The following is a 14,630-nucleotide window of genomic DNA, read 5'->3' on the forward strand; positions in this document are numbered from 1 at the left end:
GGTTACATTCCGAACCCGGAAGCTAAGCCTCACAGCGCCGATGGTACTGCAGGGGGGACCCTGTGGGAGAGTAGGACGCCGCCGAACTATTATTAGAAGAGCTGGTCCCTGAACTTCGGTTCAGGGACCAGCTCTTTTTTGTTTTGCGTCACTTGCCGTTCACGTTCCGCCGCCAGCATCAGAGTCATGCAGACAGTTGGCATGTTGCGAGCCGCAGGTGTCGGTGCCGGTGACGAGGTCATCGTGCCGGCGTACGGGGACGTCGAGATCGCCGAGGCCGTGGTTCTGGCAGGGGCCGTGCCCGTCTTCGCGGACATAGACAGGGCGACGTACTGCCTCGATCCTGACGCGGTGAACGCCGCCGTGACCTCCCGTACGGCCGCTGTCGTGGTCGTGCACCGCTTCGGGCACCCGGCGGATGTCAGGCGGCTCCGGGACATCGGGCAGCGGCACGGGATTCTCGTGCTCGAGCGGGGCGAGCCGGACGCGCCGTACGACGAGCTCGCCCAGCGGCGGGCGCACGCGGTCTATCTCAGTGGGCGGCTCGGCGGTGTGATCACCCCGGACGGCGTCGAGGGGCACAGCTATCAGCAGTACGTCGTGCGGGTGCCCGGCAACGGGCGGCCGGACCGGGACGCGTTCGCACGTGCCGTGCGGGCCAAGGGAATTGACTGCCGGGTGCCCGTGAAGACGCCCGTTCACCGCACGTCGGATTTCTGGCGTGACGTCTATCTTCCGGAGACCGAGCGCGCCGCGGACGAGACGCTGGCGCTGCCGGTCGACGCGGCCATGTCGCGGCGTGGACTGCAGCGCGTCGTATCGGCGTGCAATGCCCTCGGAGGGCTGTTGCAGCCCGCCTTCTGAAGAGGGTGAACGGCGGTTCGGACCAGGCCTGAGTTCGGGGTATGCTTTATTCCGTTGCGAAGCGGGAAACCGCGAAAGCGCAACAGGCCCCTATAGCTCAGTCGGTAGAGCGTCTCCATGGTAAGGAGAAGGTCTGCGGTTCGATTCCGCATGGGGGCTCAGAGAGCAAGAAGCAGAAGTCCCCGCCCAATTGGGCGGGGACTTTTTCGTTTCCCGGGGCGGGGGCCGGAGCGGGCCCCCGCCGGTGTGGCCCTCAGTCCTTCTGGAGGCCGGGAACCCGCATGGCGAGGATCGCCATGTCGTCCGACGGAGCGTCCGACGCGAAGCGCTCCACCGCCCGCATGATGCGGGCCGCGACCGCGCCGGCCGTCAGGCCCGTGCAGGTCGTGAGAACGTCAGCGAGGCCGTCGTCGCCGAGCATGCGGGTGCCCTCGCGGCGCTCGGTGACTCCGTCCGTCACGCAGAGCAGGACATCGCCCGGATCGAGCGTCATCGTCTGTTCGTAGAGCTCCAGGTCCTCCATGACGCCGAGCAGCGGCTGCGGCTCCGCGTACGGCTCCACCGTGCCGTCCTGGCGCAGGCGGAGCGGGAGCGGGTGGCCCGCGCAGACGATCTTCAGCACGGCCGAGCCGTCCTCCTGCGGCCACAACTCCCCGTACAGCAGGGTCAGGAAGCGGCTGCGGGCGCCCTCGTCGAGGATCGCGGCGTTCAGGCGCTCCAGGACCGCGGGGCCGCCGAAGCCCTCACGGGCGAGGAGACGCAGGGCGTGGCGGGCCAGGCCGGTGACCGCGGCGGCCTCCGGGCCCGTGCCGCAGACGTCGCCGATCGCGAAGCCGTACGCGCCGTCGCGGATGGGGAAGAGGTCGTAGAAGTCGCCGCCGACCTCGTTCCCCTCGCCGGCCGCGCGGTAGATGACGTCGACCTCGACGCCAGGGACCTGCGGGAGCCCCGGCGGCAGCAGGCTGCGCTGGAGGGACTGGCTGATGGCCATGCGCTCCGAGTACAGGCGGGCGTTGTCCAGGGCGAGGGCGGCTCGGCGGGAGAGATCTTCGGCCAATTCCAGGATCTCTTGGCGGAAGTGCTCGTCGGAGGGCTTGCCCAGCGTGAGCATGCCGATGACGCGGTTGCGGGCGACCAGGGGCAGGACGACCGTCTCGCCGCCCACCGCGGACGCCGTGGAGAGCGTCGTGCCGATTCCCGAGCCCAGGCTCAGGGGCTCACCGAGGCCGAGGCTGCGCATGGAGGTGCGCAGGGCGGCCTGGTGGGCCGCTTCGGAGGGGGCGGCCCAGACGCGGGCTCCGGGGGTCGGTACGGGGTCGGGAGGGGCGATCTTGGAGAGGAGCGCCTTGAGGCCGTCGATGCGCTCCTCGTCCTCATGCAGGACGTACGAGAGGTAGGGCTCGGACGCCTGGTCGGCGATCGTGTAGACGGCGCACCAGGTGGCGAGCGTCGGGACCGTCATCTGGGCCATGAGGGCCAGGGTCTGGTCGCGGTCCAGGGTGCCGGCGAGGAGGTCCGAGGCCTCGACGAGGAAGGAGAGCGAACCGCGGCGCAGGCGCTCGAGCTCGCCCAGGCGCGCGGACTCGACGGCCAGGGCGATGCGGTCCGCGGCGAACTGCAGGCGCAGGGCTTCTTCGTTCGAGTACCGGTCGGGGGACTCCGCGGCGACGCCCAGGGAGCCCGTGAGGCGGCCCTCGACCTTCAGGGGGACCGTGACCACGGAGCGCATGCCCGTGCCGCTGAGGAGCGGGACGGCGCCGGGGACGACCGTGAGGTCTTCGTGTACGGCCGGCATGCGGGCGGAGCCGTACCGTCCGGGGCCCGCCTCCACGGGGACGCGGGCGAAGCGCTGACGGGCCGACGGAAGGCCTGTGGAGGCCCGGACCTCCAGCTCCGTCTCGTCGTCCGTGGCGAGGAGCAGGAAGGCGGCGTCGCCGTCGAGCATGTCGCGGGCGCGCTCGACCGTGCGCTGGAGCAGACCGTCGAGGTCGTCCGGCGCGGGGGAGCCGATGAAGACCTCGAAGGGGTCGGCGGGGTGCGCCTCGGTGAGCGTTCCGGGCTCGGGGGCGGGGCCTCGCAGCGGGGTCTGCAGGACGGCGCGCTCGTCGTCGCGGACGAGCAGGCAGACCGTGGAGGGCTCGCCGTCGGCGTCGCGGACGCGCAGGTGCGAGGCGTAGACGGGGGTCACGCGGCCGTCGGAACCGCGGATGCCGTAGCTGCCCTCCCAGCGGGAGAGGCGCAGGGCCTCGACGATGCCGGTGCTCGTGCCCGGGGTGTGCGGCCAGGCGGCGAGGTCGGTGAGTGGTTTGCCGGTGACCTGTTCGGCCGCGTACCCGAAGAGTTCCTCCGCGTCTTCGTTCCAGGCGGAGATCGCGCCCACGCGGTCGATCTGCACGACGGCCACGCGGACTCTGCCGTCGGTGAGCGGGAGCAGCTCGGCCGGGAGTGCGGGTCCTGCGGCGCGGGTGCCCACCGAGCGGTCGGGGAGGTCGAGTTGGAACCAGACCTGCTTCTGCGTGGGGGTGTAGTCGACGCCCCAGCGGGTGGCGAGCGCCGCGCACAGCTGGAGGCCGCGGCCGCCCTCGCGGTCCGGGTTGCCCATGTTGACGGCGGACTGCTGGAGCGGGATCTCGCGTTCCGGATAGTGGTCGGAGACCTCGATGCGGACGGCGTCCTCGCTGCGGAGGCAGAGGACGTCCGCGGCGGTTCCGGCGTGGACGACGGCGTTGGTGACCAGCTCGCTGGTGAGGACGACCGCGTCGTCGACGATGTCCGTGAACCCCCAGCCCTGGAGGGTGTCGCGGACAAAGGAGCGTGCCGTCGCGACGGAACGCCCGACGGGGTCGAAAGTCGCAGCCGCGCGCGCGGTGATCACAGAACTCCTCGTACGAGTATCGACGCCCAGATCTCCCACCATGGTGCGGCCGCCCCTCCGATGCCCGCTTGTACGTGTGCCACCGCCCAGGCCGGGCAGGACCGAGGTGGTTGGACAGCCGGATGCCAGGTTACTTACCTTCGCCGTCCATGCTGATGCCGGTCGTCAGTGTTTCCGCCCGGAGGGTTTGCGGAACGGTGTGCGAAGCTGCCGAACTGTTATGGCCTGGTTCAGCCATGGTGAAACACTGGGCAAGCTTCTTGGAGAGAGCCCAGGTAACCCGAGCAGTACGGTCGACCCTTGCGGGAGGGACACAGTGGAGTCTGGCGCAGCGACGCGGGGCACTAAAACGCGCGCGAAAGACGGACAGTCCCTCAGTAAACAGCGCAAACCGCGCCACGGGGCGACTACGTCTGTGGACACGGCGGCCCTGAACAGGTTGCTCGCGGCGCTCGCGGCCATGCGGGACGGAAACTTCCGCAAGCGGCTCACGGTCTCCGGTGACGACGTCATGTCCGAGATCGCCGCCGTCTTCAACGAGGTGGCCGACCGGAATCTGCATCTGACCGGTGAGCTCTCGCGCGTCCGGCGCATGGTCGGACGTGAGGGAAAGCTCACGGAGCGCCTGGAGAGCGGCGCGAGCGAGGGCTCGTGGGCCGCGGCGATCGACGCGTCGAACGCGCTGGTCGAAGACCTCGTACGCCCCGTCTCCGAGGTCGGGCGGGTGCTCTCCGCGGTGGCGGAGGGCGACCTGGAGCAGCGGATGGAGCTGCGGGCGCAGGCGGACGAGGGCAGTGGCCACCCGCTGCGCGGGGAGTTCCTGAAGGTCGGCCGGACGGTCAACAACCTGGTCGACCAGCTTTCGACGTTCACCGACGAGGTCACGCGCGTGGCCAGCGAAGTGGGCACCGAGGGCAAGCTGGGCGGTCAGGCACGGGTACGCGGAATGTCCGGTTCGTGGAAGGACCTCACGGATTCGGTGAACACCATGGCGTACCGGCTCACCGCGCAGGTACGTGACATTGCTCTCGTCACGACGGCGGTTGCCAAGGGTGACTTGTCCCGGAAGGTGACGGTTCACGTCGCCGGCGAGATGCTGGAGCTGAAGAACACCGTCAACACGATGGTGGACCAGCTCTCTTCGTTCTCCTCCGAGGTGACCCGTGTCGCGCGCGAGGTGGGCACCGAGGGCGAGCTCGGCGGCCAGGCGCAGGTGCCTGGTGTGGCGGGAGTGTGGAAGGACCTCACCGACTCGGTGAATCTTATGGCCGGCAATCTCACCGCACAGGTGCGCGGGATCGCCCAGGTCACGACGGCCGTCGCGAACGGCGATCTGTCCCAGAAGGTGACGGTGAGTGCCCGCGGCGAGGTCGCCCAACTCGCCGAGACGATCAACCAGATGACCGAGACGCTGCGTACGTTCGCGGACGAGGTCACCCGCGTCGCGAACGAGGTCGGTGCCGAGGGGCAGCTGGGCGGTCAGGCGAACGTGCCGGGCGCGGCGGGGACGTGGAAGGACCTCACCGACTCGGTGAACACGGTCTTCCGGAACCTCACCACGCAGGTGCGCGACATCGCGACGGTCACGACGGCGGTCGCCAACGGTGATCTCTCGCAGAAGGTCACCGTCGATGTCGCGGGCGAGATGCTCGAGCTGAAGAACACCGTGAACACGATGGTGGACCAGCTCTCCGCCTTCGGCGCGGAAGTGACGCGAGTGGCGCGGGAGATCGGCGTCGAGGGTGAGCTCGGCGGCCAGGCGCAGGTGCAGGGCGCGGCCGGTACGTGGAAGGACCTGACGGACTCGGTCAACACGGCCTTCCGCAACCTCACGGGCCAGGTCCGCAACATCGCCCAGGTGACGACGGCGGTCGCCAACGGTGACCTGTCGCAGAAGGTCACCGTCGACGTCTCCGGCGAGATGCTTCAGTTGAAGAACACCGTGAACACGATGGTGGACCAGCTGTCGTCGTTCGCCGATCAGGTCACGCGGATGGCCCGTGACGTGGGCACCGAGGGGCGCCTCGGCGGCCAGGCGCGCGTGGACGGCGTCAGCGGCACCTGGAAGGAACTGACCGACTCCGTCAACTTCATGGCGGGGAACCTGACGTCGCAGGTACGTCAGATCGCCCAGGTCACGACGGCGGTGGCGCGGGGCGACCTGTCGCAGAAGATCGACGTGGACGCGCGCGGCGAGATCCTTGAGCTCAAGAACACCATCAACACGATGGTCGACCAGCTCTCCGCCTTCGCCGACCAGGTGACCCGGGTGGCCCGAGAGGTGGGCACGGAGGGCCGCCTCGGCGGGCAGGCGCAGGTGCCCGGCGTGGCCGGTGTCTGGCGCGATCTGACCGACTCCGTGAACGGCATGGCCGGCAACCTCACCGCCCAGGTCCGCAACATCGCGCAGGTCGCGACCGCGGTGGCGCGCGGTGACCTGTCGCAGAAGATCGACGTGGACGCGCGCGGCGAGATCCTCGAACTGAAGAACACGCTGAACACGATGGTGGACCAGCTCTCGGCCTTCGCCGAGCAGGTGACGAGGGTCGCCCGCGAGGTGGGCACCGACGGCATCCTGGGCGGGCAGGCGGAGGTGCAGGGTGTCTCCGGCACCTGGAAGGACCTCACGCAGTCCGTGAACGGCATGGCGAACAACCTGACCCTTCAGGTCCGCAACATCGCCGAGGTCACCACCGCCGTCGCCATGGGCGACCTCTCCAAGAAGATCACCGTCGACGCGAAGGGCGAGATCCTCGAGCTCGTCACCACCGTGAACACGATGGTCGACCAGCTGTCGAACTTCGCGGAGCAGGTGAACCGCGTGGCCCGCGAGGTGGGCACGGAGGGCAACCTGGGCGGCCAGGCGCGGGTGCCTGGCGTCACCGGCACGTGGAAGGACCTCAGCGACAACGTCAACCTGATGGCGAACAACCTGACCGGCCAGGTGCGCAACATCTCCCAGGTCGCGGCGGCGGTCGCCAACGGAGACCTCACCAAGAAGGTCACCGTCGAGGCGCGCGGCGAGGTCGCGCAGCTCGCCGACACCGTCAACACGATGGTGAAGACGCTGAGTTCGTTCGCGGACGAGGTGACCCGTGTGGCCCGCGAGGTGGGCACGGACGGCATCCTCGGCGGTCAGGCCCGGGTGCCCGGAGTGTCGGGTACGTGGAAGGACCTGACGGAGTCCGTGAACGGCATGGCCTCCAACCTCACCGGCCAGGTCCGCAACATCGCGATGGTCACCACCGCGATCGCCAAGGGCGATCTGACCAAGAAGATCGACATCGACGCCCGGGGCGAGATCCTGGAGCTGAAGACCACGATCAACACGATGGTCGACCAGCTGTCGTCCTTCGCCGAGCAAGTCACGCGCGTGGCCCGCGAGGTGGGTACGGAAGGGCAGCTGGGCGGTCAGGCGCGGGTGCGGGACGTCGACGGGACGTGGCGCGACCTCACCGAATCGGTGAACGAGATGGCCGGGAACCTGACCCGCCAGGTGCGTGCCATCGCCGAGGTCGCCACCGCGGTGACCCGCGGCGACCTGAACCTGAAGATCGACGTGGATGCCGCGGGCGAGATCCAGGTCCTGCAGGACAACATCAACTCGATGATCGCCAACCTCCGCGACACCACCCTCGCCAACAAGGAACAGGACTGGCTCAAGGGCAACCTGGCCCGCATCTCCGGTCTGATGCAGGGCCGCCGCGACCTGGAGGACGTCGCCTCGCTGATCATGAGCGAGCTGACGCCGGTGGTCTCCGCACAGCACGGCGCCTTCTTCCTGGCCCTGCCCACGGACGACGCCGCGGAGCCCGGTGCCGAGCAGGAGGACGCGTACGAACTGCGCATGATGGGCAGTTACGGCTACTCCATGGGCTCCATGCCGACGTCCTTCAGGCCCGGTGAGACGCTGATCGGCACCGCCGCGCAGGAGCGGCGCACGATCCTCGTGGAGAACGCGCCGTCCGGCTATCTGCGGATCGCCTCCGGCCTCGGCGAGGCGCCGCCCGCCCAGGTGATCGTCCTTCCGGTGCTCTTCGAAGGGACCGTCCTCGGTGTGATCGAGCTGGCCGCCTTCCAGGCGTTCACGCAGATCCAGAAGGACTTCCTCAGCCAGATCGCCGAAATGATCGCGACGAGCGTCAACACCATCAGCGTCAACACGAAGACCGAGGTGCTGCTCAAGCAGTCGCAGGAGCTGACCGAGCAACTGCGCGAGCGATCGGCGGAGTTGGAGAACCGGCAGAAGGCGCTGCAGGACTCGAACGCCGAACTGGAGGAGAAGGCCGAGCTGCTCGCCCAGCAGAACCGCGACATCGAGGTCAAGAACACCGAGATCGAAGAGGCCAGGCAGGTCCTGGAGGAGCGCGCCGAACAGCTCGCCGTCTCCATGCGGTACAAGTCCGAGTTCCTGGCGAACATGTCGCACGAGCTGCGCACGCCGCTCAACTCCCTGCTGATCCTCGCCAAGCTGCTCGCCGACAACGCCGACGCCAACCTCACCCCCAAGCAGGTGGAGTTCGCCGAGACGATCCACGGGGCGGGCTCGGACCTGCTGCAGCTCATCAACGACATCCTCGACCTCTCCAAGGTCGAGGCGGGCAAGATGGACGTCTCCCCGACGCGCATCGCCCTGGTGCAACTCGTGGACTACGTAGAGGCCACTTTCCGGCCGCTGACCGCGGAGAAGGGGCTCGACTTCTCCGTACGGGTGTCCCCGGAACTGCCCGCGACGCTGCACACGGACGAGCAGCGCCTCCTGCAGGTGCTGCGCAACCTCCTGTCCAACGCGGTGAAGTTCACCGACTCCGGAGCGGTCGAGCTGGTGATCCGGCACGCCAACGCCGATGTGCCCAACGCCATCCGCGAGCAGCTCCTGGAGGCGGGTTCGCTGCGGGACGCGGACGCCGATCTGATCGCCTTCTCGGTGAGCGACACGGGCATCGGGATCGCGGGCAGCAAGATGCGGGTCATCTTCGAAGCGTTCAAGCAGGCCGACGGGACGACGAGCAGGAAGTACGGCGGTACGGGACTCGGGCTCTCCATCAGCCGGGAGATCGCGCGTCTCCTCGGCGGAGAGATCCACGCGGCGAGCGAACCGGGCCGCGGCTCGACGTTCACGCTCTATTTGCCGCTGCACCCGAGCGAACTGCCGCCCCAGGGCTACACGCAGCTGGCGCCCCTGCCGGGAACGCCGTCGAGGCTCGCTCTGGAGGAGGCTCCGTCCACGGCCGAGCAGCCGCCGCAGCGCGAGGACGTCACGCCCCCGCAGACGGACGAGACGCCGGAGTCCGGCACGCTGTTCCGGCGCCGCCGTCGTGCCGCGCACGCGTCTTCGGAGCAGCCGCCGGTGCTGCCGGGGCAGGGCGCCAGGGAGCCTCAGGAGCCGCGCTCGCAGGAGCAGTGGCCGACCGCGGGGCAGGAGTCGCCGGCCGCGCGTCCCGGCTACCAGTTCGGCGGTGAGAAAGTACTCATCGTCGACGACGACATCCGCAACGTCTTCGCGCTCACCAGCGTCCTGGAGCAGCACGGCCTCTCGGTGCTGTACGCGGAGAACGGCCGCGAGGGCATCGAGGTCCTGGAACAGCACGACGACGTGACGGTCGTCCTGATGGACATCATGATGCCGGAGATGGACGGGTACGCGACGACGACGGCGATCCGCAGGATGCCGCAGTTCGCCGGACTCCCGATCATCGCGCTCACCGCGAAGGCCATGAAGGGAGATCGGGAGAAGGCTATCGACTCCGGCGCGTCCGATTACGTTACGAAGCCGGTCGACCCGGATCATCTGCTCTCGGTGATGGAGCAGTGGATGCGCGGGGAGTGACCGAGAAGAGGCTTCATTACGCGGAGTTGCTGACAGAGTGTGGCCGAAGCCGTGTAGAACCGCGATATACGGGGAACCTTCTGGTCTCCCACCGCGTTTCTGCTACGTGCACGGTGACATCGCGGTGACAGGGTGTGGCGACAGGCGGGGTGCGGCTACCATGACCGGCACAAGGACGGACGGCGTAAGGGAGTCGTCCCCTGGGGCGGCGCCCGGTGTACCGCCGGGACGAGGAGGGCGGGCCATGGTGCAGAAGGCCAAGATCCTCCTGGTCGATGACCGGCCGGAGAATCTGCTGGCGCTGGAGGCCATCCTCTCTGCGCTCGATCAGACCCTGGTACGGGCATCGTCCGGGGAGGAAGCGCTCAAAGCTCTGCTGACGGACGACTTCGCGGTCATTCTGCTGGACGTCCAGATGCCGGGCATGGACGGTTTCGAAACCGCCGCGCACATCAAGCGGCGAGAACGGACCCGGGACATCCCGATCATCTTCCTCACCGCCATCAACCACGGGCCGCACCACACCTTCCGGGGTTACGCGGCCGGCGCGGTGGACTACATCTCCAAGCCGTTCGATCCGTGGGTGCTGCGCGCGAAGGTCTCGGTGTTCGTCGAGCTCTACATGAAGAACTGCCAACTGCGGGAGCAGGCAGCCCTGCTGCGTCTCCAGCTCGAGGGCGGCGGCAAGTCGGCGGCGGGTGACACCAAGGAGCCCGCGGGGCTTCTCGCCGAGCTTTCGGCGCGCCTCGCGGCGGTCGAGGAACAGGCGGAGGCGCTGTCGAAACAGCTCGACGACGACTCGGCGGATGCTGCCGCAGTCGCCACCGCGGCCCATCTCGAACGCAAACTCACCGGCCTTCGGCGGGCTCTTGACGCCCTGGAGCCGGGCACCGGCAGCGGTGCGCCTTCGGTGTCCTCGCAGAACTGAACCGGTGCGGACACCGGGCGAAGCCCGACCGGAGGCGGTGAACGTCCGTCAGTTCACCGCCCCCGCAAGGGCGACACAAACGGGTGAAGCAGTAGGCACACGTGTCCGCAGTGGTCTCCACCGGTAACCTCAACCCCATGGCCTCACGTCCGTCCGCAGCCAAGAAGACGCCCGCGAAGAAGGCGGTCGCGCCCACAAAGGCTCCGGCGAAGAAGGCCGCCGCCAAGAAACCGCCCGCCAAGAAGGCTCCGGCGAAGAAGGCGCCCGCCAAGAAAGCCGTGGCGAAGAAGCCCGTACCGAAGCCGGCGCCCAGTCCCACGGGCGGCGTGTACCGCCTCGCGCGCGCCCTCTGGCTCGGTCTCGCGCACAGCGTGGGTGCGCTGTTCCGCGGCATAGGGCGAGGCGCCAAGGGACTCGACCCGGCCCATCGCAAGGACGGCGTCGCGCTGCTGCTTCTCGGTGTCGCGCTGATCGTCGCCGCGGGCACGTGGTCGAATCTGCGCGGCCCGGTCGGCGATCTCGTCGAGATGCTGGTGACCGGCGCGTTCGGCCGCCTCGACCTGCTCCTTCCGATACTGCTCGCGGTCATCGGCGTACGCCTCATCAGGCACCCCGAGAAGCCCGAGGCGAACGGCCGCATCGTGATCGGCCTGTCCGCGCTCGTCATCGGCGTGCTCGGCCAGGTGCACATCGCCTGCGGTTCGCCCGCCCGCGCGGACGGCATGGAGGCCATAAGGGACGCGGGCGGCCTCATCGGCTGGGCCACGTCCACTCCGCTGATCTTCACGATGGGCGAGGTCCTCGCCGTACCGCTGCTCGTCCTGCTGACCGTCTTCGGACTGCTCGTGGTCACGGCGACGCCCGTCAACGCCATCCCGCAGCGTCTTCGGCTGCTCGGCACCAAGCTCGGCATCGTCCAGGCTGAGCCCGAAGAGATGCAGGGCGACTACGGCGACGACGAGCGGTACGAGGAGCAGTGGCGCGAGGCGCTGCCCGCACGGCCGCGCAGGCGCGCGGAGGCCGCCGGGCCGTACGACCCGGACCAGGCGGAGGAAGAGGCGCTCACCCGGCGGCGCAGGCCCCGCAGGGCGTCTTCGCAGCCCTCGATGGACCGGCCGATGGACGCCGTGGACGTGGCGGCCGCCGCTGCCGCCGCCCTGGACGGCGCCGTAATGAACGGCATGCCACCCTCGCCGCTGGTCGCCGACCTTACGCAGGGCGTCTCCGGGGAGCGCGACCAGAAGCCCGCCGAGGGCTCGGTGCCGGTGCCGACCGCGCGCGCCACCGAGAGTCCCGCGTCGGCCGCCGACAGCCCCGCACGCGCCGCTGACAGCCCGCCGCCCGGCGTGCGGCGCAAGAAGCCCGGTGAGTCCGAGGACTCCGGAGTGCCGGACCTGACCAAGTCGCCCTCGGACAAGCCCCGCGATCTCCCGCCGCGCGCCGAGCAGCTCCAGCTCGCCGGCGACATCACGTACTCGCTGCCCACGCTCGACCTGCTCGAGCGCGGCGGCCCCGGCAAGTCCCGCAGTGCCGCCAACGACGCGGTCGTCGCCTCGCTCAGCACCGTCTTCAGCGAGTTCAAGGTCGACGCCGACGTCACCGGCTTCACGCGCGGCCCCACCGTCACGCGGTACGAGGTCGAGCTCGGCCCGGCGGTAAAGGTCGAGAAGATCACGGCTCTGGCCAAGAACATCGCGTACGCGGTCGCGAGCCCCGACGTGCGCATCATCAGCCCCATCCCCGGCAAATCCGCGGTCGGCATCGAGATCCCGAACTCCGACCGCGAGATGGTCAACGTGGGCGACGTGCTGCGCCTCGCGGACGCGGCCGAGGACGATCACCCCATGCTGGTCGCGCTCGGCAAGGACGTCGAGGGCGGCTTCGTCATGGCCAACATGGCGAAGATGCCGCACATCCTGGTCGCCGGTGCCACCGGCTCCGGAAAGTCGTCCTGCATCAACTGCCTGATCACGTCGATCATGATGCGGGCGACCCCCGAGGACGTCCGGATGGTCCTCGTCGACCCCAAGCGCGTCGAGCTCACCGCGTACGAGGGCATCCCGCACCTGATCACGCCGATCATCACCAACCCCAAGCGGGCCGCCGAGGCGCTCCAGTGGGTCGTACGCGAGATGGATCTGCGCTACGACGACCTCGCGGCCTTCGGCTACCGGCACATCGACGACTTCAACCAGGCCGTCCGCGAGGGCAAGCTCAAGACGCCCGAGGGCAGCGAGCGGGAGCTCAGCCCGTACCCGTACCTCCTGGTGATCGTCGACGAGCTCGCCGACCTGATGATGGTCGCCCCGCGCGACGTGGAGGACTCGATCGTCCGCATCACGCAGCTCGCGCGTGCGGCCGGTATTCACCTCGTGCTCGCCACGCAGCGTCCTTCCGTGGACGTCGTGACCGGTCTGATCAAGGCGAACGTGCCCTCACGGCTCGCCTTCGCGACCTCCTCGCTCGCCGACAGCCGCGTCATCCTCGACCAGCCGGGTGCCGAGAAGCTGATCGGCAAGGGTGACGGGCTCTTCCTGCCGATGGGGGCGAACAAGCCCACCCGAATGCAGGGCGCCTTCGTCACCGAGGAAGAGATCCACGCGGTCGTCCAGCACTGCAAGGACCAGATGGCGCCCGTCTTCCGGGACGACGTCACCGTCGCGACCAAGCAGAAGAAGGAGATCGACGAGGACATCGGCGACGATCTCGATCTGCTCTGCCAGGCCGCTGAACTGGTGGTTTCCACTCAGTTCGGGTCCACGTCGATGCTCCAGCGCAAGCTGCGCGTCGGCTTCGCGAAGGCCGGGCGGCTGATGGACCTCATGGAATCGCGCGGCATCGTGGGGCCGAGCGAGGGTTCGAAGGCTCGTGACGTTCTTGTGAAACCCGATGAGCTGGATGGCGTGCTCGCGGTGATCCGCGGGGAGGCTCACCCATAAGGGTGCGGCAGGCAACCGTTTCCCTTCGGCACACGTCAAGTTGAGGGGAGGGACCGCACCATGTACCAACATCAGGATGTCCGGCCGTCGCGACGGCGGGATCTCCGGCTGTTCCAACATCAGGATGTCCGGCCATTCCGATGGCGTACAAAGTCCCTCGCCCAGTTGCCCCACCCTTTCCGAACCCCCCTAGACTGAACATCCGGCAGGTGGCTACACGCTCGAAAGGCGCCCCCGTGTCCATCGGCAACTCCCCTGAAGACGACCGCCCTTCAGACCACCGACCTACAGACGACCGGCCCACCGGCCATCAGCCCGCCGAAGACAGGCCCGCTGAGGACGTTGCGGCAGCCGAGAGCCCGGCAGTCGAGGAGCCCTCGATCGGGCGCACGCTGCAGCAGGCACGTATCGACTCGGGCCAGACCGTCGACGAGATCAGCGCGTCCACCCGGGTGCGCGTCCCGATCGTGCACGCGATCGAACAGGACGACTTCTCCCGGTGCGGCGGCGATGTCTACGCCCGCGGCCACATCCGGACGCTCGCACGCGCCGTGGGAGTCGATCCCGCCCTTCTCCTGGCCCAGTACGACAAGGCGCACGGTGGCCGCCCGCCCGCGCCCACTCCGGCGGCGCCGCTCTTCGAGGCCGAACGCATCAGGTCCGATCCGCGCCGGCCCAACTGGACCGCGGCCATGGTCGCGGCGATCGTCGCCGTCATCGGCTTCGTCGGGTTCACCGCGTTCAGCGGGGGCGACGAGGACACCGGCGGTGCGAAGTCGCAGGCCGAGGGCGCATCGCCCGCCACCAGCAAGCCCGCCACGAAGCCGACGCCCGACAAGCCCGCCGACCCCAAGCCCGACCCGTCGGACAGCGCGATCGCCGGTGCCCCCAAGGACAAGGTCACGGTGAAGGTCAGCGCCCCGGACGGGCGCAGCTGGATCTCGGCCAAGGACCACAACGGCCGGACGCTCTTCGACGGCGTCCTCGAAGAGGGCAAGTCGAAGACCTTCACGGACAAGCAGAAGATCGACCTGGTGCTCGGTGACGCGGGCGCGATCGCACTGTTCGTGAACGGCAAGGCCGTCGACAACGAATTCGATCCCGGTCAGGTCGAGCGGCTGACGTACACCAAGGGCGATCCCGAGGTCGGCTGACCTTGTGCGTCTCGTGCGCCTTGTGTGCCTCGTGTGCCCT

The 14,630-nt window shown here is 68.9% G+C and carries 6 protein-coding genes, 1 tRNA gene and 1 rRNA gene; 7 read left to right on the forward strand and 1 reads right to left on the reverse strand.

Annotated features, from left to right (window positions below; translation table 11 throughout):
- The 3 genes from rrf to ACWFR3_RS38025 all read left to right on the forward strand — a co-directional run.
- A 5S ribosomal RNA gene (gene rrf / locus ACWFR3_RS38015) occupies nucleotides 1-87 on the forward strand; the annotation flags it as partial.
- A 114-nt stretch (nucleotides 88-201) separates the two neighbouring features.
- Nucleotides 202-864 carry a DegT/DnrJ/EryC1/StrS family aminotransferase gene (locus ACWFR3_RS38020; protein ID WP_453739266.1) on the forward strand — a complete coding sequence of 221 codons (663 nt, stop codon included), beginning with the start codon at nucleotides 202-204 and terminating at the stop codon, nucleotides 862-864.
- An 86-nt stretch (nucleotides 865-950) separates the two neighbouring features.
- A tRNA-Thr gene (locus ACWFR3_RS38025) sits at nucleotides 951-1,023 on the forward strand.
- Nucleotides 1,024-1,117: 94 nt separating this feature from the next.
- Here the strand turns inward: ACWFR3_RS38025 and ACWFR3_RS38030 are convergent.
- Entirely contained in the window at nucleotides 1,118-3,781 is a 2,664-nt protein-coding gene (locus ACWFR3_RS38030) for a SpoIIE family protein phosphatase (RefSeq protein ID WP_453739267.1), read from the reverse strand.
- Between the two features lie 274 nt (nucleotides 3,782-4,055).
- Between ACWFR3_RS38030 and ACWFR3_RS38035 the strand changes: the two genes are divergently transcribed.
- From ACWFR3_RS38035 to ACWFR3_RS38050, 4 genes are all read left to right on the forward strand, one after another.
- Complete coding sequence (locus ACWFR3_RS38035; protein ID WP_453739268.1) at nucleotides 4,056-9,569, forward strand: HAMP domain-containing protein; 5,514 nt, start codon at nucleotides 4,056-4,058, stop codon at nucleotides 9,567-9,569.
- A 244-nt stretch (nucleotides 9,570-9,813) separates the two neighbouring features.
- Nucleotides 9,814-10,497: a response regulator gene (locus tag ACWFR3_RS38040; RefSeq protein WP_453739269.1), complete on the forward strand. Its 684-nt coding sequence runs from the start codon at nucleotides 9,814-9,816 to the stop codon at nucleotides 10,495-10,497.
- A gap of 137 nt (nucleotides 10,498-10,634) precedes the next feature.
- Nucleotides 10,635-13,436 carry a DNA translocase FtsK gene (locus ACWFR3_RS38045; RefSeq protein ID WP_453739270.1) on the forward strand — a complete coding sequence of 934 codons (2,802 nt, stop codon included), beginning with the start codon at nucleotides 10,635-10,637 and terminating at the stop codon, nucleotides 13,434-13,436.
- Nucleotides 13,437-13,672: 236 nt separating this feature from the next.
- Complete coding sequence (locus ACWFR3_RS38050) at nucleotides 13,673-14,590, forward strand: helix-turn-helix domain-containing protein (RefSeq protein WP_453739271.1); 918 nt, start codon at nucleotides 13,673-13,675, stop codon at nucleotides 14,588-14,590.
- Nucleotides 14,591-14,630 lie beyond the last annotated feature (40 nt).

The organism is Streptomyces sp. NPDC055189, from assembly GCF_053606765.1.

Bases quoted from the DNA above. Each gene is read 5' to 3' on its own strand.
- ACWFR3_RS38020 (WP_453739266.1), top strand. From the start codon at position 202: ATGTTGCGAGCCGCAGGTGTCGGTGCCGGTGACGAGGTCATCGTGCCG.
- ACWFR3_RS38030 (WP_453739267.1), bottom strand. From the start codon at position 3,781: ATGGTGGGAGATCTGGGCGTCGATACTCGTACGAGGAGTTCTGTGATC.
- ACWFR3_RS38040 (WP_453739269.1), top strand. From the start codon at position 9,814: ATGGTGCAGAAGGCCAAGATCCTCCTGGTCGATGACCGGCCGGAGAAT.
- ACWFR3_RS38045 (WP_453739270.1), top strand. From the start codon at position 10,635: ATGGCCTCACGTCCGTCCGCAGCCAAGAAGACGCCCGCGAAGAAGGCG.